The organism is Robbsia andropogonis (assembly GCF_034047095.1).
In the GTDB taxonomy this organism is placed as follows: Bacteria; Pseudomonadota; Gammaproteobacteria; order Burkholderiales; family Burkholderiaceae; genus Robbsia; species Robbsia andropogonis.
In genome coordinates, this window is sequence record NZ_CP139166.1 from 1,273,978 (window position 1) to 1,296,603 (window position 22,626).

Below are 22,626 nucleotides of genomic sequence, written 5' to 3' on the forward strand. Positions count from 1 at the left end.
TGACGTTGGTGTGGTACAGCGCGGCGCTCATCGCTAAAGAAGATGATTTGATGGTTCGCAGGCGTGACGGGTCCTGGCGCGGTACCCGGCGCACAGATTATCCGGCGATGAATGCGCGCACCGGCGATTGATAATGGCTAAAAAATCCGATTCGAAAAACCTGTCTTGCAAGCCTGAAGGGGTTCCCACAGACAAGATGGCTGTCCGGTTTCAAGGGCGCTTCATCATGGTTCGAACGACATGCGAAGTCGATACGCCGAACGTCGGGGGAGCACCGCAGTTGGCTGCGGTGACCGCGCCACGTCTGGCACCGCCGTAAAGGCCCGTGACGCGCTCATTGACCCTGCGGCGCTGCAGATTGTGCCGGCCTGCATATGACCCATTTTTTCATTAGTTTCCCGAAAATATCAATACGTCATACTCGATCTGCGCGGAGAGATATGATCTGGGGGGCGGGTCTGCCCATTCGTTGTGATTGTTCCGCTTCACTCGGCTCATGTTTCGTATTCCCGTCGTTTTGTTGAACCGCATTGCTCATGTATCGCGGCATGCGCGAGGCATGCCAAGAACGTCATGGTTGCCGCAAAACGGGTAGGACATCGGTCCTGAGCGTCCAGGGCCGCTGACCGCGCGGACAGACGGCGGAAGTATTCGTTGCTTCCAAAACAACAAACAACCTCCCTGTTTGGGGCGGTCATGCAATGATGTGCCAGACAAACATTTATTCAATTGTCGTGAACGAAATAATTATTCGTATGGCGAAATTTCCTGAATCGGCCGCGTTGATTTGCTAACAGTGAGCAGGCCAAGCCACCGTCTCCGACGGGACTCGTAGCAGAAGATCAACCGTGTTACCGGCTTTGTCGACAGCCCGGTAGAAATATCGCCACTCCCCCCGGATTCGAACGTCGGTCTCGTGCATTCTCCAGCTTCCGCCCACCAGGTCAATGCGGTCAACATGCTCGTTCTTCAGCAAGCGACCGAAGGCGTTGAACTTGCAAAGCTCAGGGCAAGAGCTGCAAAGGACGACCAGACATCCACTTGCTCCCTTGGCAATACCCTCGACAACAAAACCTATGTGTCAAATAACGCATCGGTGACCGTTGGTAAAAACGGCAAGATCATTGCCGCGAAACTACCTGTAGGAATTGAAATCGACGGCACCAGCTATCGGGGACTTCTTGGCGGGCAGTGTTTTCAGGTGGCCGATAATGTTGCGGCAGTCGTTGACAAGAACGGAAGATTATTTGCCCTTTCCTCCCCCGAGCGGCGATATAGCGTCATGGATCCTGCGTTATGAGTGAACGGTTTCGCTGCACTCCGCCCGAAGTAATTGGCTGGCAAGGAAACGGCGAGTCGATTCCCCGCAATCAAAGAGACCAATGACCAAGTCCCCATTGGCAAATTTTCCACCGTTGTGGGATAGCACCCGTCGTGTCGGATATTGCTATTTTTCTTCCTGGTAACGACCTGTTTGTTCTCTTCGCATCGGTTGCGGTGTTATTGGTACTCGCGACACTGCTTCTGCCCGTTAGGTGCTGAAAGTTGAGTCGGCGTTACCGATAGCGGCTGTCCGCTTTGGAGCGCGTCGAATGTCTCCAACGGGGCCAGGCCGCGTAAGAACACGTTTATCGCCTAAATTGAATGAACGCGTCTTGGTGAGGTGAAGGGATGAAGCGATTCATAGAAAATGAAGATCGCAAACAGGTGACTCTGCTTCCAGAGTGCCTTGATGACTTCGTCGCGGAGGACGACCCGGTCAGGATTATCGAGGCGTTTGTAGAAGAGATTAACCTGGCATCGCTAGGCTTTGATGGCGCAATGCCGTCGACTACAGGACGCCCTCTCCTATCATCCAGCGGTGCTTCTGAGGATCCGTATCTACGGCTACCTGAACCGGGTTCGATCGCGCCGTCGCCTGAAACGTGAATGCCAACGCCATGTAGCGTTGATGTGGCTTACGGGCCGACTGGCGTCGGACTTCAAAACCATAGCGGACCTTCATCGTGACAACGGAGTCGGCATTCGCAACGTGTGTCGCCGCTTCGTGATGCCTTGCCGGGAGCTGAAGCTGTTTGCACAAGCGCTAATCGCTTTTAACGGTAGCGAGTTCAAGGCCATTAATACTCGGGATCGCAACTTTACAGAGGAAAAGGTCGACAAGCGCCAGAATCAGATCGAGGAGAGCATCAGACGGTATCTGAACGCGCTCGAGACTGCCGAGCGTACGCAACCCGCCGAACTCAAAGCGAAGACGATTTGATTGCAAGATAAGGTCGAGCAGTCATTGAGACGATGAGGGCGCAAAATGAAGAGTATCGTTCGGCAAAGGCAGACATGCATGTTTTGATGGAAATCCGCGGTGCGATTGTTAAGCACGACGTTGGTAACGGATTGGACCAGGTAAGCGCCGACGAGTCGTTTCGCAAACGCCTTTATGACGTTGTAATGCGCTCTAGGAAACTAGTCGATCTGTCCTTGATAGTTGAACTCTTCAGATTTCGGTGCTCGCAACTATACATGGCGCCTTTCTCGCCCGCATTTTCGATCAACGCCGTGATGCGCTGCGCAACAACTGCTGCTTTCAAGTATGCCGAGCACAGAGTCAGAAGCCGCAGAGTCCGTCGCTATTAAGGTCCGCGCCTTTCCCGCAAGCTTCCCCACCAAGGCATCCGCGATCTTGCAGTCGACGATCACGCGCTGCGTCGACATCCGAATCCGGCCCTGATTAAAAAACCGCGCTAAACGCGATGCCTGCAACCGCCGAATCCAGATCGGCGTCGTGCCCGTTTCAGCGACACCGGTCTCGATAGACCGGGCCGTACGAGCGTCGATCAAATCGGCTGGCGCCGGCAAACGCTTGCAGACCCGGCTTGATTGCCTCGTCGTCGAGGAACTGCTTAAGGCCATCCGCCCGTCAAGATGTAAAACAGCGCCTGACGATGCCCAACGGTATCAGCCATTGCGTTGCTTACCAGATTACCTGACGGAACGCCCCACTTGATTTCGGAAAGACCGAAAGGGGATTCGTCGGAAGCAATCGCCAGGTCACACGCCACCAGCGGCGAGAAGCCGCCACCGCAGCACCAGCTGTTGACCATCGCGATGGTCGGCTTAGCGTACATGCGCTGCAGTTGCGATTGCCAGCGGTGTGCATCGCGGCGAATCTTTTCCTGCAAAATCTCCGGACCGGCTGCGACCGCAGCCTGATAAAGACATTTAATATCAGGATTCCTGATATGTAAAGCGAAAATCCACGTTCTCGGTACAAACTCTTAGCCGCGATAATTGCGCTTAGCCACGCTAAGATGCGGGACAGCCCGAACTTTCTGTCCACGATGAACAAAAATCACACTATGCCTGCCGAGCCCACCGCCACGCGCACTCGCCGTTCCAACCTGCGCCTGACCTACGTGATCGGCAGTCTCGATCGCGTCCTGCGGCGCCGCATGACCGAAGCGCTCGCGCCACTCGGCCTGACCCTCGCGCAATTCACCGCGCTTTCCGTGCTAGAAGCCAACGGGGAAGCATCCAATGCGCAGGTTGCCGAGCGCTCTTTCATCACGCCGCAATCGGCTAATGAAGTGATGAACCTGATGGCCGCGCATAACTGGGTGAGCCGCAAACCAGATCCGACGCACAGGCGCATCGTGCTACTTCGACTGACGGACGAAGGGCGTGCCGTGTTGCGCGAATGCGAGCAGGCCGTCAAAACCATCGAAAAGAAAATGTTGGAGGGCATCGAATTCGACGCCGCCGGCGCAGTCCAAATCCGCCTCGAAACTTTCGTTCGTAATCTGCGCGGCTAGGTCCACTCGGGCCACGCCAACGAATTGCTAGGTGTTTTTACCGAACAACTTACGCTTGCATTGTCAGCCTACCTGATATTAAATCCAGTCCACGATGCGGTGTTTGGAGACGCGCTGCAGCGCCTAGAAACGAATACCCCGTAGCCTGGACAACGAAACGATGCGGCGCGCACGCAGGGCGGGTCGGTGGGCTAATGTCGGGCATCCGTCACGGCCCCGACGATGATCTAACGATTGCCTGCCGAACTTGCGTATCGCGCAGCAGGGTGACTTGGCATCTGCCGCTCTTTAGCGAAACCGGAAAACCTTTTCATTTAATAAGGATAACTAATGTGAAGAAATCCGGAACATTGCATTCGACCGATGCCGCTGCGATCCCGGCGGCGTCGAGCAGGGCAGGCACCTTCGTCACCCTCGGACTATGTTTTGCCATCGCCTTGCTAGAGGGACTCGACTTGCAGTCGGTCGGCATCGCCGCGCCGCGTATGGCGCACGAGTTCGGCCTCTCCGTCGCGCAAATGGGACTGGCGTTTAGTGCTGGGACCTTCGGCTTGCTACCCGGCGCGATGTTCGGCGGGCGGCTTGCCGACCGTATTGGTCGCAAGCGCATGCTTGTGATATCCGCATGCCTGTTCGGCTTACTGTCGATCTTCACGACGCTGGCGAGCGACTTTCACATGCTCTTGATCGTGCGAGTGCTTACCGGTATCGGACTAGGCGGGGCATTGCCAAACCTGATCGCGTTGTCATCGGAAGCGGTCGAACCGCGCTTGCGCGGCACCGCCGTGAGCGTGATGTATTGCGGCATTCCGTTCGGTGGCGTGATCGCGTCGGTGATCGGCGTGTTGAGTGCGGGGAACACCGAGTGGCGTCACATTTTCTACGTCGGCGGCGTCGGGCCGCTCCTGCTGGTACCGCTGCTGCTCGCATTCCTCACGGATTCGAAGGCGTTCACCAAAGCATCACGCGATGGCCAAGCCAAGCCGGCACCGGTCGGCGAAATCCTGTTCGGCGGCACGCGTGGGCTCTCAACAGTGCAGATTTGGGTCAGCTATTTCTGTACCCTGATCGTCCTTTATTTTCTGCTCAATTGGCTACCATCGCTGATGGCCGCGAGCGGTCTGACGCGTGCGCACGTCGGCTACGTCCAGATCTTTTTCAACATTGGTGGCGGAATTGGCGCGCTGTGCATCGGCATGTTGATGGATCGCATGCGCTCGGGCCTAGTGGTGGCCGGTATGTACGTCGGGATCATCGCTTCGCTCGCAATGCTTTCGACGGCGAACGGCTTCAGCGCGCTTGCGGCCGCTGCTTTCTTCGCGGGGATGTTCGTGATCGGTGGCCAATCGGTGCTGTATGCGCTTTCCGCGGCGTTCTATCCGACGGCCATGCGTGGAACTGGCGTCGGTGCGGCGGTCGCGGTGGGCCGCATCGGCTCGGTGGTCGGTCCGCTCGCCGCGGGTCAATTGCTGGCGATGGGACGCAGTTCTTCGACCGTGATTGGCGCAAGCATTCCCGTAACGGTGATCGCGGCAGTCGCGGCGTTGTTTCTGATACGCCGACCACGCGCCGACAACTAGCCGTCGTCACGAGAACACCCAACCCAAGCACACAACAACAATACGCCGCTATTCATTAAACGGTCCGGAGAAACCTTTCATGCAACCATCCGCACGTCTATTACTCTGTGCCGCACTGTGCACGATCAGCGGTGCCGTAGCGGCACAATCAAGCGTGACGCTCTACGGCATTATCGACACCGGGATCGAATACGTTTCGCACGCGAACGCAGCGGGAAAAAGCGTGTTCCGCATGCCGTCGGTCACGGGCGAAATGCCTTCACGCTGGGGTTTGCGTGGCGCGGAAGACTTGGGCGGCGGCTATAGCGCGATCTTCACGCTGGAAAGCGGCTTCAACGTGCGCGCAGGCGATCTTGGTCAAGGTGGCCGCTTGTTCGGACGTCAAGCATTCGTCGGCATTAAGAGCCCTTACGGCACGATCTCGTTCGGCCGCCAGTACACGATGACCTATCTCGCGCTGATGGGCGCGGACCTGATCGGCCCGGACATCTATGGTCTGGGCTCGCTCGACGCGTACGTACCAAATGGCCGCGCAGACAACTCGGTGGTCTACCTCGGCAGCTATGCGGGCGTCACTTTCGGCGCGAACTACTCGTTCGGACGCGACGCGGCTGGCACCGGCAACTCGCCGGGGCAGGGCACTTGTACCGGATCGGTCGCCGGGCAGACAACGCAATGCCGCGAATGGTCCGTGATGCTGAAGTACGACGCACCACTCTTCGGCGTCGCGGGGTCGTATGAAGAACAGCGTGGCGGCAGCACCGCGGCGGCGAACTTCTTCGACGGCATTACGCCGACGCCCCTCACCAGCGCGGCCGACAAGGACATCCGCACACAATTGAGCGCCTACGCCAAATTCGGCAAGACCAAGCTCGGCGTGGGATGGCTTAACCGCCGCGTCGAACCGGGCGCGGACACGGTTGCAAGCGTGCGCTCCAATCTGTTCTTCCTGGCCGCGGCGTATAACGTGACGCCCGCTTTCATCGTCGATGGCGAGGTTTATCACATCACGAATACCCAGCACGACACGCGCGCGACGATGGGCACGCTGCGCACCACCTATCTGCTATCGAAGCGCACCGCTGTCTACGCCCAAGCGTCGTACCTCGCCAACAGCGCGAAGGCGCAGTACTCGGTGAGCGGGGGTGGCGGGGGCACGACGCCCGCAGCGGGCACGGGCCAAACCGGCGTCATGGTTGGCATGCGTCATTCTTTCTAGGATACCAAGCATGAGGCGCACCTCTATCGCACTAGCGTCAGCCGCGGCGCTCACCCTCGCTGGGTGCAGCGGTAGCGTCGGCGACAATGCGTCCGCGTTGCCGCAATTGAGCGCGGCAACGCCGGCCACGCTGGTCGGCGATTGCGCTACACTCGCTGCAAAGCTCAGTTTCGCCAACACCATCTTCACCACGGTGACGGACGTCGCGGCGGGCACGCTCGAAGTGGTCGGTAGACCGATCGCCGAACATTGCCTGATTCAAGGCAGCATGAATCAGCGAGTCAGTAGCGTCGACGGCAACACCTATGCAATCGGCTTCGAAATGCGCCTGCCGATTGCATGGAATGGACGCTTCTTCTATCAAGCCAACGGCGGACTCGACGGCAATGTGGTCACGGCCACCGGCGAAATCGGCGGCGGCGGCCCCACTAGCGATGCGCTCAACATGGGCTTCGCCGTCATTAGTTCGGATGCAGGGCACAGCTCGGCGCAAAATCCCCTGTTCGGTCTCGATCCGCAGGCCCGAATCGACTACGGCTACAATGCTGTTGCGACGCTCACACCGATGGCTAAACAAGTCATCAAGTTGGCATACGGCAAAGCACCGGATAGGAGCTACTTCGATGGCTGCTCCAACGGCGGACGTCATGCGCTGGTCGCGGCGACACGCTTTTCGGCGGCTTATGACGGCATCATCGCGGGTGATCCGGGCGTTCACCTGCCAAAGGCGGCCATCGGTGAAATGTGGAGCGCACAGCAGTTTGCGAAAGTGGCGACAGCGACAACCTCGAATGGCCTGCCCGATATCACAACCGGTTTCACGGCGGCGGAACGTCAAATGGTAGCGTCTAAAATACTGTCGAAGTGCGATGCACTCGACGGTGTAACGGACGGCCTCATTCAGGATATCAAGGCATGCCAGGCCAACTTCAACCTTGCCAGCGACATCCCAACCTGCACAAACAACGTTCGTGACGGCACGTGTCTGACAAGCGCCCAGATGGACGCCATCGGCAATGTGTTCTCCGGGGCGCGCAATAGTGCAGGGACCGCGCTGTATGCAAGCTTCCCATACGATGCCGGACTCGGCGCTGGCTGGTCGGCCTGGAAGCAGGCCAACTCGATCACGCTCGACCCGGCCGCGGCCGCCTTCACGTTCACCACGCCGCCGCAAGCCGCTTCCGTGCTGAGCCAGTTGTCCGCGTATGCACTGAACTTCAACATGGACACCGATGCGCCGAAGATATTCGCCACCAGCGGCGTGTATGCCGAGTCTGCCTGGTCGTTCATGACGCCGCCCGATGAAACCAATCTCAGCGCGTTGAAGCAGCGCGGGGCAAAGCTGATGGTCTATCACGGCACGAGTGACCCGGTGTTTTCGTCGAACGACACGACTGACTGGTATCAGCGGCTCACCACAGCCAACGGCGGCGACGCGTCGAACTTCGCGCGTCTTTATACGATCGCGGGCATGAACCATTGCAGCGGCGGTCCGAGCACCGACCAGTTCGACCTGCTCACGCCGCTCGTTGCATGGGTCGAGCAAGGCACGGCGCCGGACAGCGTGGTCGCCACCGCGCGCGATGCGAGCAATGCCGCGCCGAACGCCGACGTGCCCACCGACTGGGGAGCAGGACGAACACGGCCGCTTTGCCCGTACCCGAAAGTGGCGCGTTATCAAGGCGGCGATGTGAACGCCGCGAGTAGTTTCGTTTGTAGTTGAGTTAAGAGGGAGTGTGCGCTTTCGGGAGTAAGGGCTCGCCGTCAGGCGATTTTAATCGGCATGCGCTGACGAAAATTTGGACAGTATGAAGGTCGCGGCAACAGCCCCACGTAGTTTATCGGCCGGGGACATGAAACCCAAGGTCTTTCTCAGCCGCGCATTGAGGCGGGCTGCGATTTTTTCAGTTGCGCCTGCGAGTATTGATCAAGTTGTGTACCGTGAAGCAAAGCTGGAGAGGCGCGAATGACGCATCTTGCGCTAGGTCCGCAATGATACTGCAACTCTTTCTTTAGAACGCCGCGCGCCTGCACAAACAGGCTACGACAAATCGTTTCGTGTGACACGCGCATCCACTCGTCATCGGTATATCGGCGCTTAAGCCAGCCGCTTACTTGTTCCGAAGACCATTCCCCGAGAGAGCTGTAACCTCCAAGTAGTTGGATTACGCCGTAGATTGATCCGGCTGGCTTGCCTAGCGCTTTGCCGACGCCAAGAAACAATTCACCTGCGCGCCACCGCCGCCAAACTTCTGCCTTGCCTTCTGGCGGCAGCCCAGGCTTTCCCCTCTGTGCCATTCGTCTACGCTCCCTCATTCGATATTAATAGAAAGGCGTTGCGATGACCTCTTGAACCCACCTTCGCCAAATAATTATTTGGGTTCTGGTGCAAATCAGTGAGTGCGTGTCCATTCGCCGCTGACCGGTTCTCCGAAAACCGCAAGCACGCAAATTAGGCAAACCTCGATAGATACCGACCAGCAAATATGACCGATAAGTTCGCTCGAAAACTCGTACCCATTGAGTTTCCACAGCCATCCTATGGCACCGTGATCATAAACAGGATGCCTGAATCCGAGCACGGGGATCAGAAAACCGTGCATCACCAAAGTGATGAGGATGCCGTACCCGGCCCCGAATCCCATTCGGATTTTAGGCCAGTACCGAGCCCCGGCAACGTAAATAAAGGCAAAGGCGAAACTGAACAGCCAGTGATAGAGCATCACCGCACCGGGAATCGTCACGCTCTGGTAAGCATAATCCAGAGAATGTGCGTTGATGCCGAGGCCACCTAACCACCCGTCTATATTCGCTGCGGGCGGCGACAATTCGCCCGGTACCCTGGGCGGCATATTCGCTTCCGTACCCGATTTCACTAGAGAACTGATAAAGCCCCCCAGCAACGTGCCCCATACGATGACTTTGCGATTGGCCAGATTTTTCACCATGCTGAATTGCTCTCCATAAAAGGCCACAGGGCTAGAAAAGAGCCTTAATCTTAAGAGGCCAGTTCAGAAACCCCCGAGGGGTATGTTTACTTTCTCGAAAACTGGTCAGCCTTGGATGCCTGATTAAGGGAAGCCAAGGGATGAAAGCGCCGATTATAGACATTCTTTCGCCACACAATTCTTATTGCGACAGAAACATTTTGCCGACAGCCCGGTAGAGATATCGCCACTCTCCCCGATTCAAACGTAGGCCCCGTCCGTTCTCCAGATTCCGCCCACCGTCCGTTTGCCCGGTTCCCGTGCAAATAAGCAAGCGTGTTGATCATGTTCCTACATGTAGGACATCTTATCAAGTAAACCGAACTGCGCCGCTTGTTGTTGACGCTGCTCAAAACGAGGACGTATTTTGTCCGTCGCGCGTAAACTACCGCCACGATTCCAAGCGAACCGTAAGCTTACAGCGATGCCGCGCTCAAACAATAATTCTTCGACGTCGCAAAAGCGCAGGGAAAGCGAAAGTGCTAACGCACCGCTAAGCTTATGACCGCAGGCGCGAAGCGATAGCAGTAGTAAATAGACGAGGTTTTCATGCGTCAACCTTACCCTACCGCTTCGGCCACGTCACAATGCTCAGGCGCCAGCTGACTCGGTCAGCACTTTCCTTGCGCTAGAAAATGCAATGTGAGAAAGCTTCGTTTGCGGATTCCGATACGTCAATTATACTCACCTGGCGCAGGTATCTTTATCGATAGAAACAGAACGGTGGACGCAATGGAACATGTAATTTCCGATGTGCAGCAACTTGAGGCGATATACGGCCGCCCACATGAACGGGCGCTGTGGAAGGAGATCGATCATCTTAACGACGACTATTGTGCATTTGTGAGGGCGTCGCCGTTCGTAATCCTTGCGTCAGCCGGGACAGATGGAACCGATTGCTCACCCAGAGGGGATCCTGCCGGATTTGTGTCAATCGTCAACTGTCGAACCCTCGTGATTCCGGATCGGCCGGGAAACAATCGAATCGACAACTTGCGCAACATTATGATCAACCCGCGGGTGTCTCTATTATTTCTCGTGCCGGGAGTTGGTGAAACGTTGCGCGTGAACGGCACAGCGCAAATCTCCGTCGATCCTCAGCTACTTGCGGCTTTCGAGATTAATGGGAAACTGCCGCGTACTGCGATAGTCATCACCGTCTGCGCAGCGTACTTTCACTGCTCGAAAGCGCTAGTGCGGTCCGACTTGTGGAATACGACGAGGCAAGTAAATCGCGACAGCCTTCCGAGCGCTGGACAGATGCATCAGCGGCTGAGCGGTGGCGTTTTCGATGGACAGACCTACGACCGGGAGCTTCCTCAACGCACCCTCGCGGGATTGTATTGACGCACGCGCAAATGTTGGTTCATGAGCCAGTTGGTTAATCCATGGTTGAAATCGGTCATCCCAATACCATTGCGGGACCGACTCGAACAGTTAGTACGAGCCCGATCGCGCTAGACAGGGGTCTGGCAAACTTGTGCCGGTCGTGCACAAGTTTCCTGGCACAATCAGACGTTTCTGTTCACTAAAGACCGGACCGCTGGCCGTCAAAGGCAATCCGCCAACGTATTGACCAGCCGATAGCTCGCCGCGCTGAAGCAAAAGCCTCGGCGCATATTCGCGCAATCGCACGACAGATCCCCTCACGTCATCCGTTGCTATGCCGACACAAGAGTAATCGAAAACCCGTCCCAGCCTTTCGAGCCAACCGTCTGCACTGCTGTCGTATCCAGACGCCTATCCGAGGCGGCCAGTTCAAAGAACTTCCTTACGCCGATCACATCGGGATCCTGATTGTTCACGTCGCTGATGCGCCCGTTGCGCACCACATTGTCGCCGATTACGACCGTGCCTGGGCGGGACAGCGCAAGCGATAGGCGCAGGTAGTCCGGATTGCTTCCCTTGTCCGCATCGATAAATACCAGATCGAACGGTTCGGCCTTCTCTTCTATGAGCTGTTCGAGGCTTCGGACCGCAGTGCCAACAATAACCGAAACAACATCGGATAACCCTGCAGCGGCGATGTTTCGTCGCGCGAGATCGGCATATTCGACGTTCGACTCAAGCGAGATCAGCCGACCATTGGAGGGGAGCGCCCTCGCAAGCCAAATCGTGCTGTAACCGCCGAGTGTACCGATCTCCAGAATCCGCTTCGCATTCCTGATTTTAGCGAGTAGGTAGAGAAGCTTGCCTTGGTTCGGCGCGACGTTGATCGACGGCAGCCCTGCAACCGCGCTGGATTTCAGCGTTGTTTCGAGCGCGGAATCGGAAGGAATGAGTGCCTGGGAGAAATAGTTGTCGACTACGGTCCAGTTTTCTTGGCTCATGAACAATCTCCTTTAGGTTTGTCGGATTGCTTCGACTCGAATGGCAGATCGCGCGTGTCCTGATCTGGCACAACGCCATCGTGCGGCGCGCTGTCCGCGTCAGTCGGCCACCTCTTCGAGCCGAGTTCCGGTTCTTTCCGTTACGGCGCGCATCAGGTCGGCCGCAATGACCAACGCGTGAATGGCAATACGTTCTATGGCCGACACGTAGAAAATGCGACCACGGGTCAGCTGCCCGATCACATACACGTTCGAGAGCGGTCTAACGCGGTGCGTTGCGGGCTCGCATTCAATGCCGCCAAACTCGCAGCGAGCAACGATCCCATTACGCAGCAGATTCGCGACGAGCGGCGAATCGATCTCGCGCACATCCGCCGGTGTGCCGCTCGCGTCGATCAGGTAGTCGACGATAACCTCTTGGTCGCCTGCCCTGACGGTTAATTGTCCGTCAGGGCAGGCCGATGCGCCCCGATAGCCACTGTGGACCGTCAGCGAGCCATCGGCGAGCATGCCGGCGATCTTTCGGGCATTCGACGGCGGCATCGGATGCCGGTAGCTCATCCACAATCCTTGATACTTGCGCAGGAAGAGGCGCTTGTGAAACGGACTGAGCTCCTGCCAAAAGTCGTCAATGAAGTGCTTCGTCTCATCGAGCAACGCGTGCCAGAGGCGCGGCGCCGAAGCCTGTTCCAGTTCGTGAGCGAGCCGGACAGCTTCATCCCTGCCGGACAGAAAGGCCTCATATTCGGCAGGCGCCTGCATAGTGCGAACCTGGTCGCGTATCGCTTTAAGGAAGGAACGAAGCGACGCGCCCTTTGGGCGTCGCACGACGGGCAACCGGTCTTCAGGAGGCCTGACGCCACGCACCAGCGGCAAACGGCCGGAACCCGAGAACATCGAAATCCGGCGGACCCCCTGCTCGCGCAGCAAAATAGCCATATCGACCGCCGTCAGTTTGCTGCCGACGATGCCGACCTTAGCGTTCGGCGGAATCGCGCGAACGAGGTGAAGCGCATGATATGGGTTCGCGATGTAACGCTTCCCGCTGCCCTCGGGCTTCCGCTTCTTCAAGTGCCCGGGTGCAAGCACCACGCGGTCTGCGGTATAGGTCTGGGTCGTGCCAAACAGCAGGTATTCGTTTCCCCTAACCTGCATGTCGCAGACCTCGTCACGGACGATTTCGCAGGCGATGCCCAGTTGCCGCAACCGTGCCATCGACGCCTGAAGAACGCTTGCGAGATATCCGCCCATGCGCGTACGCGCGATGTAATCCGTCCCGTCAACAACGCTTGGCGACTGCCCGGCCAGCCAGTCCATGAACTCCTCAGGACGCTGGGGATGTGCACCGAGCAGCGACGTCTGCATGTTCAGCACAAAGCAGTCATCGTTGAATGCGGCACCATAGGGAATGCCCGCCGCCACCTCCTTCTGGCTTTCGAACAGCCTAATTTCGATCGGATCCCCTTCACGAAGTCGATCGGCAATGGCGCGCAACACCATTGTCCCGCTGCATCCTAAACCTATGATCGCTATACGCATGGCTACCTCACACGACAAATGACGGTGCGACTGACTCCCGCTTTCCATTCGCTAGGCGCTCGCCTGCTGCGGCGTCCAGCTCGCCCAGCACATCAAGCGCACCTCTTGAGGCGGGAGCATGAAACACGCCGGAGAGCCACTGCCGTAGCCAGCGCGGCGTCCCTTCCAGATACCGGCGGATCGAGTGGCCATCGTGCTGACGCGCCACATCATCCATCAGGAAAACGCCTGTCAACCGCGCAACGGTCTTACCTTGCGCGCCCGTATGACGAAGCAACTTCGCTTCCTCGTATCGATAGCCACCAACCGGCGCGTCACCCGCCCGCGAGGCCAGCAACGCGCGACGCAGCGTGTCGAGCGGTGCTCCCTCGCTGAAAAGATAGTCGTCCGTGGTGGTGCCCGCCAGACTGCGCACGTCGTTAAAGGCAGTCACATCGACCACCGACGTACCGGCCCAGTCGACCAGCACGTTGGACGCAGACGCAAAGGAGATTACGAGAGCGCGGTCGAAGATCGCCCGCAATTCGTCCGGGGCGTAGCCCAGTCGCTCTGAGTCCAAACGAGTGAGCACGTCGAGCTGCTGTGCGGTGGAAATGCCCGAACTATGCGCTAGTAGCTTCAAGAAAGTCAGGCGGCCGATGGCCTCTCGTGCGATTCTTCGGGCGCGTGTCCCGTCACTGTAGAGCGGCACGCCATCTTCATCACGCACCGCAAGTTGCGATTCCGTATAGAGGAGTTCACGTGGCCTGTCTACGAGTCGCGGCAGCAACAATCGTTCATAGATCAGTCGTGCCGGATGACCATGGAACGTGCTGGTCCGGTCGGCGTTAAGCGCGAAGCGGTTGTAGAGCATGCTGGCCTCGACGATCGTCTCGCCATCGGGCTGTCGCCCCGTATGCGCGATGCCAATGACGCGAAGCGGTGTATCCCGCGTCGGCCGCCCAGCTTTCAGCAGTGAAACGTCTCGCACCACCCGGTCGAGGAAGTGATGAAACGTATCCGTCAATCCATGCGACAGCTTGAGACCGAGCGGGTAGTGCGTGGTCGGCGTGCTGGGCAGCACCACCCACTCGACGCCGGCGGATAGCACTGGCAGTTTGCGCGACGAAGCAAGTTCGCGCAGGGGGCCACCACCCTGCGGTTGCGCGGCATCCACGGATACGATCGACCACACCGGACCGGACGCTTTCTGATGAGCGTTAGAACGCGCGCGCAGTTCCAGCGTCAGTTCACGAATCGCATGAAAAAGCAGCGCCATCGTCGCGCTGTAGTGAGGATCGCGACGCAGTTGCGTATTAAAAACGTTGGTGCGGTCCACGTTGTATCGGCATGGAATAGACACCAGATATTCGAGCGCCCGCAACGCCGACGACTTGAACTGATCCTCGCGAATCCGGTAACTGGCCTCTTCGCGCAGCACGGTTTCTCCTGGGCGTCCGTAATGGGCGAGCGCCTCGTCATATGCGTCTGTCGACTGACCCCGCTGCGCCAGGACTTCGCGCGCAAAATTTAACGCTTGCGGGACGTAGATGTCGTTGAAGACAAGGTATTCGTGATCGAGATAGCGGTCGCGCTCTTCAACGAAAAAGCGTATGTTCGCCCCTGTCGCGTTCGCCGTCGCCCGTACGCGAGCGGCAAGAGCGGCTGGGTCCGTCCGCAGGTCGTCGGGGACATTGCGGAGCTCGGCAGCAAACCTGTCCTCGATCTTCCCGTAAGCGTCTAATACAGGCGACAGCGCTTGCGCGAGCGTCGCCGCCCCGGGAAGCGACCGCGGGCTGGACGCGAACGGCAGATAGGCTGACAACGCGCTCGTTGCCTCGCGAAACAGCCTGACCTCGCAGCGGGTCATGTCGATCTGGTCACGCAATGCTTCTGCGCTGAGCGTTGAGATGCCGCGTTTTTCCAAATCGCGCTTCAATGCACGTACCTGATCGCTCGTGCCCTGCGCCCGCCTGACACCACCCGGTACGCGGGAGTCGAACACATTCAGCGCGTCTTCGAGTGCCACGCGAATGCCATCCAGCGACAGCGCCAGCGCGACCTCGACGAGAATGGCGTGAAACGCACCCGGCAGCAGAATCGAAATCTTCGACGCAGGGAAATGCTCACGCAGTTGTACGACTGTCGGCCGGAGCGCGTCGGCCGCGATCCGCGCCCCCGCCAGCGTGGACTCCACGTCGTCGCGCTGCAACAGCGCAGCGATGTCCTTTCTAGTGCCCACCGGGATCAGCGAATCATCGTTGAGCTCGCCGCTGACCGCGTCGCGTCGATGCTGATCCACCCCAGCCACTAGCATGAACAGCACCGGCTCGCCATGCGCGATCAGTACGTCGCGATAGATGCTCGTCGCGTTTTCGACAATGGTGTGATTAAATACCTCGATTTCCGGTCGTATACCTGTCCGAGCAAACTGGTCGAGTTGCTGGACGAGGAAGCCGGGCGGGTTGTCGTAGCCGCCGCCGCTCTGAAACACCACGGGGCCCGGGCTGAACGATGCTATGTCGGCATGCACCTGCGCGGGTCCGTAGCGTTTCAGATGTGCGCGGCGCAACAGGCTTTCAGACGCGCTCCGGTCGCCGCGCGCACTGGTCGACACGTTGAGTATCGCAGCGGGCTCCATCGCTCGCAGCGTCGTGACAATCTGCTCGAAATCCTCCACTACGATCTGGTTGCGTTGCGCCCCCGTCGTGATGGTTGTGCCAAGTCCTGGAATTTGCAGTTCGCCGCGATCAGCCCTCGAACGCGTATGGAGGTGTACGATGGCTGCCCCTTCGATCAGTGATTGATGCGCGTCCGCCACAATCGCTTCAGGCGTCAACGGAAGGTCCACGCTACGGCCCTTGCCGGGCTGCCAGTACCCGGCACGGCAGTGCGTCCACCCTTCGCTCATGAGCACGTCCAGGACGGTCTGGTCTGCCGCCCGGATCTGTTGCACGAGGCTTGGCGGGAGATAACTGCGAATACTTCCGTGGGGCCATGACAGATCGCCTTGGGCGGTGACGGTCCAGCCGAACGTCGTTAGTTGCAGGACGGTCTGCCGGATGAGGCCAATGGACCCGATGCGTTGCAGCAGACTCCGCGCAATCATAGGTTTCACGTCGTGCGGTTCGCTCGGCCACGGCGAATTCCACTGTCCCGACACCCGGCTCCACCCGTCACGCTCCAGTTCGCCGGCATTTCCCGCCGAGCGGACCGCTGCGTCGTCGATAGTGCTGGCATAGCCGCTTTGAAGCGCGATACCGCCTTCGTCGACAGGCTCCCAGCCTTCATTCTCGAGCGCCTTCACGATTAGCACCCGCTCTTTCGCATCGATCAGATCGAGAAGATAGCCATGAACAAAAACCGGGTCGCCCAGATTGAGCGATTTCGGCACTGCTCCGACGGGAGCCGCGGTAATGTATAGCGCTTTGGGCATGTCGTTCCTCATGTTTAGACAACGTGGACAGTCCAGCGGGACGAGCGCCCGCCAGCAAACCGTTGGCTTTGTGGCAAATCGGGGGGCGTGTTTTCTCCGCGAAGACGATGTCTCGCCACGCGGTGCTCGCGTCATTCGGGCATCGAGCCCCGCCGCCATGTGCTGGCGGCTTCCCACAGGACTGCAGTAAAGATAAATGCAGCGCCCAGTATCACGTTGATGGTGGGCGCCTCATGCACCAGTATCCAGGCCAGCAGCACCCCCCCCACCACCTGAAGCGCAGCGAGAATATCAACGGTTGCCGTGGTGAGATGACGCTTCACGAGAATGCGTAGCGTATGAGGAATGGCGGTAAAGAAAATACCCAGCGCCAGCATGCCGAGCCATACCGACGATGTCATGTCGCTCACTTTGAGTCCAACGCAGCTTGGCGCGAACGCGATGGCCGCGATGGTGGTTTGCCATCCCATGATCGCAAGTCCGTCGCTTTTAGCAACGAGCTTGCGACTCAGAATGTTGCGAAGGCTGAACAGAACCGCAGACGCCAGAGCGAGACCGATCCCGGCAATCATGTCGCCACTGCCGCCCGGCGCCGGGCGCAGGCATGCGATACCGGCGGTCACGACGAATGCAGAAATCACCTGTCGGCGCTGCGGACGTCCGCCGAAAAACACGGGCTCGAGCAGGCTGGTGATCATCGGATAGGTGAACAGCGCAATCAGAACGAGATTAACGTCAGTCTTCTTGTATGCCATGAACAGGGTGGCAAAATGTCCGGCAAGAAGAAATCCGCAAATAATCGTGTTGATGCGATCCGTTTTTTGTACTCGGCGTCCTGTCAGAATACAGATGGCGTGCAGTAGAACCGCCGCCACGATGCAACGCCCGACCACCAAGGGTAATGGTGCAAAATCGACCAGCTTGACGATTGGCCCGATAAAACCTTGGGAAAGACCGGCCAGACTCATCAATATCAAGCTGATTCGTCTTGCAGAATCCGTGCTAATCGATATTTCCGCGTCACCCCGCCCTGCAACCGTCGGTGTCGAGGATGCGGCGAGACTTGGATCTGGACTGCCTGTCATGATTTTTACGAAAGTAGTCTGTTGATCGTTACAAACGCGTTACGCGTTCGCGCCCAATTAATTAATATATTTTTCTTTAAAACTTAAAATGTCCTAATTAAGCACAAACATAACATCAAATGATCTTTGTGCAAATAGGTATATCGAATTTTTTACATTATTTTTCTAAAAAATATAGGTAATAGATTTAAATAAACGATTAATAATTGTTATTTCTGCTTTGTATCAAAATCCGTTTGCGACAATAATGCGCGTGTTTTTGTCGTTATAATCTGTTAGGATCTGGCGCAAATAGGTCGTCTTCGGGAGATATTTGGTATTTATGGATACGTCATAGTTCAAACAGGACGGTATCCCAGTACGCGTTACTTTCCCCCCACCTGAGTGGGCGTGGAAGACGCCAACTCAGGAGAGCGGGTATTAGACAGTCTCGAGATGAATTACGACGCTACCGCGCGGTGCTGTTTGGCGTAATTGAACGGACGCAAGCCACTAATGCCTTCTTCCCGCGACACGTCAACAACGCTACGAATATGTGGGGCCAATAGCTTCTTCAGAATCGCTTCCTTGCGCTCTTCAGCGTACTTCATTGGATTCTTCCTCTGCCGCTTGTCGGCGGTTCAAACTCTAACAGCGATTCATGGTCCAACTAGTCTGACAGAGGGGTATTACCGTCCCGAGTTCCTTATTTCATCAAATCACAAAGATCCGTCTTACCATAATTTACACGTTTATGTTAGCGATTCGACTGGATCTTGGTCAGATCCCCACAGAACCAGTATTTTCAACAGAACCATTCGCATCTGGCTATATCTTTTCGCTGATGCGAATATTATTCAATTTGCTCTCGCTTATCGTGGCGGAGCTTAATTAACCGTACTACTCCCGTATGGTGCTTTGATACAGTAAAAGACAAACTCAAGTATCTTGCACGCAATATTACATAGGAGAAAATGATGAGAAAGAACGTTTTCTGCTGCTTGCTGATCTGGTTGACTGGCGCCATCTTTACTCAATCGTCATATGCTGGTGCCAGTGCCAATATAGGCGACTCCTCTTCAGGTGGCGACGCAGGCTACGCTGGATCAGCTTCGCGTAGTGGCGGAGGGGGCGCAGCGCCGTGTATCGACTGCAACTGAGGAAGTCGAGGGGTTGTGTCGCGTTGGCGAAGGTCCTTTCGCAATAGGAATTTGGACGGGTAAGATTCTCTATATTTATAGGATACCTATTAAAATAACGAGTTGAATAGTTACGTTTCCGAGAGTGCCTTAGCGCAGCCACTCACATGAGCATTGCAAATCATGCACATGATTTGTAAAGATCCGATGAACGGCTGCGCTAAAGCACTCTCGCCCGCTCAGAAATTCAACTCCTTATTTACATCAGTATTACTATGAATATAAACATTCTTCCCTTACCCAATTCTTATTGGGACAGAACCATTAATACTTTAGACCACCGATGCTTATCAGCGCGATGAAATTTTTCAACTTGACCGGCCACTGCACGAGGGCACCAACTTCCTCGGATTTAACAGAAAGGGAATGTGATCCGTCCGAGCAGGAAACGTTGGGCACGCACGAACCGAGGTGTTCAGGTATATTGCGCCGCCTGCCTTATCGGCTACGAACGGGCGCGCGAAGCACCCTGTCTCTCCCCGGCTACACCAGCACGAAAATAGACCCGGCCCCAATACCCTCACGTCCGCGACGCGCGGCGGCGCCTAGTGCGATAAAGCCACCGTCGGTGTCTGAGGTCCGAAAAATTGAAGGACGTGCGTGTGGTCTCACCCATAAATTGCATAAGCCGCCCCCCGCAATGCTTGAGTCGCAGCAAGCTGACGCGGTGCAGGCGATATGCAGCGAACGCGCGTTCGCGAGAACGATAGCGTCTCTATTCGCGTTCGAGAACGCACAAGCTACAACAGACCCTCATATTGAGGACATCATTCGCACATTGGCCGCGCTAGCGCACGCGCAGTCAGCGGAGGATAGTCCGGTGCGATATGCAGGCGCCCTTCAATGCGCTCGGGCGCTTGCGGCCGCAACGGGCGGCGACGCGGCGAGGGCGGCCGAGGCATTGGCGCATCTGCAAGGCAATTTTTCAATTGATGTGCGTAATGCAAACTACGAGATGACGCTACCGCCTACAGCAGCTCAGCGTCACGCATGGCATGTTGCACGTATGCTCGCACATACGGCCAATGGATTCGACGCTCTGGTCACATTGCAGTGCGACCCGACCTTTGACGAAGCGACCGCTGACGGCGCTATGAAACGCGAAAGCTTTCGTACGTTTTTGCAGGCTGCAGATTACCTTGCCAACCACGTTGCCGGAAATGACACGATAGCCGATACCCCGAGTCAGCAATTCCATCAGGCAATCCAACAGATGGCGGTTATGGGAAACCGTGACGAGCCGTGCTCGCTTGCATTAAACGCATTACTTTGTGCAGCGAAGCTGTACGCTACCCCTCATGCTTCGGCACAAATGATCGGAGATAGCACACAGGTAGCTGCTTACGTCGCATGGCGCAGCGGATACCGCGAGAGTGGAAAGCACTCGTTTCTAGCACGATCAAAAGGTCGCCTTGCAAAGTTCCTGACGTGGATCGGTCGCTCTCAGCGTCGGGCAAGGCATCGCTGGATGGCGTTCGATCCTCGTCGGACTGTCGGCATGCGTAAATCGCCACTCACCGCAACGACCTTTGACGCCGGAGGCGTCGATCTACGGTTGCAAAGCGAAGAGACGCGTGCGCTTCGGGAGGCGGTCCATGCCGCGATTGACGCCAGTTTGGCATGCCACCGCATGGTCACACAGCATACATCTGAAAACGCACTTAGCCCCCCAATCTCACCTGAAGTGCGTGGAGTCTTGCTGTTGCGAGAACTCTATCTGGACTACTGGAAGCGCAGCGCATCGCCGGATCAGCGGGCTAGCGAATTGACGCTAACATCCGATGATCGACGTGCGATTGCTTCAGCCTTGATCGAGTCGGCGCCCAGAGTTCATGTTAATGCACATGTAATATTGGCGAATGCGGAGTTTCAGCGCGTAAAGACGCTAGATCTTTCAACGCTCGAACGCTGGTCCGACGAAGTTGCGCAACACCTGCGGCATCTCCATCACACCCAAGGAAACACTTCAGAGGTTAAGGAGCGCGTAGCAACCGCGCGCTATATAGAGCAAGGCAAGCCAATCCGCCCCACAAGTACGACGACCGCGGCCCTCCGCGAAGCATTATCACAAGTGATCAGTGCGGCCCCGCTTGGCAACAACGTCCGTTACTTCGATGGCGGCATGTATGGTATCAACGTCAATTCGTCGCTCAACTTGCACGAGTTTCATCCGCATTCATTGGCCCCATGGCTTTCCCCGACTCCAGGTGTCAAAGCACTTCACGGACGGCACGCGTTTGTCGAGATTGGCTCCTCGTCATACGGCGGTGAAGTGTTCATGGGAACAGATACCCGTTACTCGAGCGGCGTCGGTCTCAGTGTCTTTGCCGGCGTGACATTAGGAACCAAAAGTGTCCATGCTGTAATAGGCGGCGGCGCGGGGGTGTCCTATTCTAACGATCGCAGCGCACCGACGGGTGTAATAATCCGCACGCGACTTCGGCGCGATGCAAATGGCCGTCCGACGAACTCCTGGCGTGAACTTGCAAACAATGTCGTCGACTTTCTATTTGAACAACAGGCGCTTTCTGAGGCGACGCAGTCCATGTCAGCAGAACGGCTGTGGCAAAATTTCAGCACTCGTTTCTTCCGTACACCAGATATCTCGGTTAACTGGCGAGTCCAGCGGCGCAGCAGTCATACTGTATCGGGCAATGCAACCTTGATGGCACGCGCCGCGGCATTCGGCGTGCATGTGGGGCCAGTCGCGAGTATAAGCTACGACCAATTGCTGGCTGGAAAGAACGAACGCGTAGACGCGAACGGATGGCTGCGCGGTACTGAGCGGTCGCGCGGACGCTCATCCGTGCTAACAGCAAGTGTGTCGATTCTGGGTAGCGTTTCCAGCGCTGGTCATTTTTCAACACACGCCGCACATCCTGAGTCAATTAGCGTGCCATCAATGCCAATTGTAGGCCTCACCGTTCCGATCGCGCCGCGAGGGGCGAGCGTGACCTTGCGCATGGTGGAAGAACACGGCCGTTTCAATCAGAAATACGTCCGGCGGCTTGTAGAATTTGTCGATCCTACCTCGTTCCTTTCCTATATTGAAATGCGCCGTCCTGAAATTGCACGTACTAGTCGTAGCGCTGCAAGACTGGACGCGTTCATAAGCGAAGTGCGTTCGAATGCCACTCGTGGCAATCAAGCATTTGGCGAAAGTAACAAAATCACCGTTGCAGTCGCGGAAATGCTCAGCGCATATCAAGATGAAATCACCATTATTCGTATGTGTTCACGTGGTAGTTTGAGCGCAAGGGATACCGCCCAGATGGCGTTGCTGGAGGGCGAAATGGCGCGACTTCTTAACGAACCTAGCAGCTGGACGGTGTCTGGATACTACAGTTATGAAATCAATTCCCGTGGATACGCGGCCGGTCCAGCGTTTGGACTGCAAGCATCCGCAATGACCTCAACTGCCGGTGAACGCGTGCTCGCCGAGTTGGCTATCAGCGAACTGATAGATTTAGATAGTGCAGGATGA

At 57.0% G+C, this 22,626-nt stretch carries 14 protein-coding genes and 5 pseudogenes; 9 read left to right on the forward strand and 10 right to left on the reverse strand.

Translation table 11 applies throughout. The annotated features are described in order from the left end of the window. Positions 1-133 precede the first annotated feature (133 nt). Positions 134-319 carry a hypothetical protein gene (locus tag SJQ66_RS10390; protein WP_024905776.1) on the forward strand — a complete coding sequence of 62 codons (186 nt, stop codon included), beginning with the start codon at positions 134-136 and terminating at the stop codon, positions 317-319. Between the two features lie 513 nt (positions 320-832). Here the strand turns inward: SJQ66_RS10390 and SJQ66_RS10395 are convergent. Beyond that, positions 833-934, reverse strand: a pseudogene (locus SJQ66_RS10395) (DDE-type integrase/transposase/recombinase); the annotation flags it as partial. Between the two features lie 24 nt (positions 935-958). Here SJQ66_RS10395 and SJQ66_RS10400 point away from each other — a divergent pair. Next, positions 959-1,300, forward strand: coding sequence for a hypothetical protein (locus SJQ66_RS10400; protein ID WP_051504687.1), 342 nt, complete (start codon positions 959-961; stop codon positions 1,298-1,300). A gap of 371 nt (positions 1,301-1,671) precedes the next feature. Next, positions 1,672-2,257, forward strand: a pseudogene (locus SJQ66_RS10405) (transposase); the annotation flags it as partial. A gap of 265 nt (positions 2,258-2,522) precedes the next feature. Here SJQ66_RS10405 and SJQ66_RS10410 read toward each other — a convergent pair. Beyond that, positions 2,523-2,782: pseudogene (locus tag SJQ66_RS10410) on the reverse strand (aldehyde dehydrogenase family protein); the annotation flags it as partial. A 130-nt stretch (positions 2,783-2,912) separates the two neighbouring features. Further along, positions 2,913-3,197: pseudogene (locus tag SJQ66_RS10415) on the reverse strand (enoyl-CoA hydratase-related protein); the annotation flags it as partial. Between the two features lie 141 nt (positions 3,198-3,338). On the opposite strand from SJQ66_RS10415, the gene SJQ66_RS10420 reads away from it, so the two are divergent. The 4 genes from SJQ66_RS10420 to SJQ66_RS10435 all read left to right on the forward strand — a co-directional run bounded on the left by SJQ66_RS10420 (position 3,339) and on the right by SJQ66_RS10435 (position 8,331). After that, positions 3,339-3,809: a MarR family winged helix-turn-helix transcriptional regulator gene (locus SJQ66_RS10420; RefSeq protein WP_046153786.1), complete on the forward strand. Its 471-nt coding sequence runs from the start codon at positions 3,339-3,341 to the stop codon at positions 3,807-3,809. Between the two features lie 350 nt (positions 3,810-4,159). Then, positions 4,160-5,389, forward strand: coding sequence for a 3-(3-hydroxy-phenyl)propionate transporter MhpT (gene mhpT, locus SJQ66_RS10425; protein WP_301291175.1), 1,230 nt, complete (start codon positions 4,160-4,162; stop codon positions 5,387-5,389). Between the two features lie 79 nt (positions 5,390-5,468). Beyond that, positions 5,469-6,608 (forward strand): porin, encoded by a 1,140-nt coding sequence (locus SJQ66_RS10430; RefSeq protein ID WP_024905782.1) that lies wholly within the window; start codon positions 5,469-5,471, stop codon positions 6,606-6,608. A gap of 10 nt (positions 6,609-6,618) precedes the next feature. Beyond that, the gene (locus SJQ66_RS10435; RefSeq protein ID WP_046153769.1) at positions 6,619-8,331 is read left to right on the forward strand and encodes a tannase/feruloyl esterase family alpha/beta hydrolase; all 1,713 of its coding nucleotides are present in this window, start codon (positions 6,619-6,621) and stop codon (positions 8,329-8,331) included. Between the two features lie 269 nt (positions 8,332-8,600). Here SJQ66_RS10435 and SJQ66_RS29885 read toward each other — a convergent pair. Together SJQ66_RS29885 and SJQ66_RS10445 are read right to left on the reverse strand one after the other, a co-directional pair. After that, positions 8,601-8,741: pseudogene (locus tag SJQ66_RS29885) on the reverse strand (IS30 family transposase); the annotation flags it as partial. Positions 8,742-9,001: 260 nt separating this feature from the next. Continuing rightward, positions 9,002-9,556 (reverse strand): YagU family protein, encoded by a 555-nt coding sequence (locus SJQ66_RS10445; RefSeq protein WP_320534025.1) that lies wholly within the window; start codon positions 9,554-9,556, stop codon positions 9,002-9,004. A gap of 771 nt (positions 9,557-10,327) precedes the next feature. Between SJQ66_RS10445 and SJQ66_RS10450 the strand changes: the two genes are divergently transcribed. Further along, on the forward strand, positions 10,328-10,942 hold the full coding sequence (locus SJQ66_RS10450) for a pyridoxamine 5'-phosphate oxidase family protein (RefSeq protein ID WP_024905787.1): 615 nt from the start codon (positions 10,328-10,330) through the stop codon (positions 10,940-10,942). 314 nt (positions 10,943-11,256) lie between these two features. Here the strand turns inward: SJQ66_RS10450 and SJQ66_RS10455 are convergent, their stop codons facing one another. The 5 genes from SJQ66_RS10455 to SJQ66_RS10475 form a co-directional block, all read right to left on the reverse strand. Further along, the gene (locus SJQ66_RS10455) at positions 11,257-11,925 is read right to left on the reverse strand and encodes an O-methyltransferase (RefSeq protein WP_024905788.1); all 669 of its coding nucleotides are present in this window, start codon (positions 11,923-11,925) and stop codon (positions 11,257-11,259) included. A gap of 99 nt (positions 11,926-12,024) precedes the next feature. Continuing rightward, the gene (locus tag SJQ66_RS10460; protein ID WP_082103019.1) at positions 12,025-13,512 is read right to left on the reverse strand and encodes an FAD/NAD(P)-binding protein; all 1,488 of its coding nucleotides are present in this window, start codon (positions 13,510-13,512) and stop codon (positions 12,025-12,027) included. After that, positions 13,472-16,879, reverse strand: a complete 3,408-nt coding sequence (locus SJQ66_RS10465; RefSeq protein ID WP_320534026.1) for a 3-keto-5-aminohexanoate cleavage protein — start codon at positions 16,877-16,879, stop codon at positions 13,472-13,474. Before SJQ66_RS10465 ends, SJQ66_RS10460 begins: the two co-directional genes overlap by 41 nt. A gap of 131 nt (positions 16,880-17,010) precedes the next feature. Beyond that, positions 17,011-17,964, reverse strand: coding sequence for a DMT family transporter (locus SJQ66_RS10470; RefSeq protein WP_024905791.1), 954 nt, complete (start codon positions 17,962-17,964; stop codon positions 17,011-17,013). 440 nt (positions 17,965-18,404) lie between these two features. Then, complete coding sequence (locus tag SJQ66_RS10475; RefSeq protein WP_157685224.1) at positions 18,405-18,554, reverse strand: hypothetical protein; 150 nt, start codon at positions 18,552-18,554, stop codon at positions 18,405-18,407. 1,408 nt (positions 18,555-19,962) lie between these two features. On the opposite strand from SJQ66_RS10475, the gene SJQ66_RS10480 reads away from it, so the two are divergent. Beyond that, the gene (locus SJQ66_RS10480; protein WP_320534027.1) at positions 19,963-22,626 is read left to right on the forward strand and encodes a hypothetical protein; all 2,664 of its coding nucleotides are present in this window, start codon (positions 19,963-19,965) and stop codon (positions 22,624-22,626) included.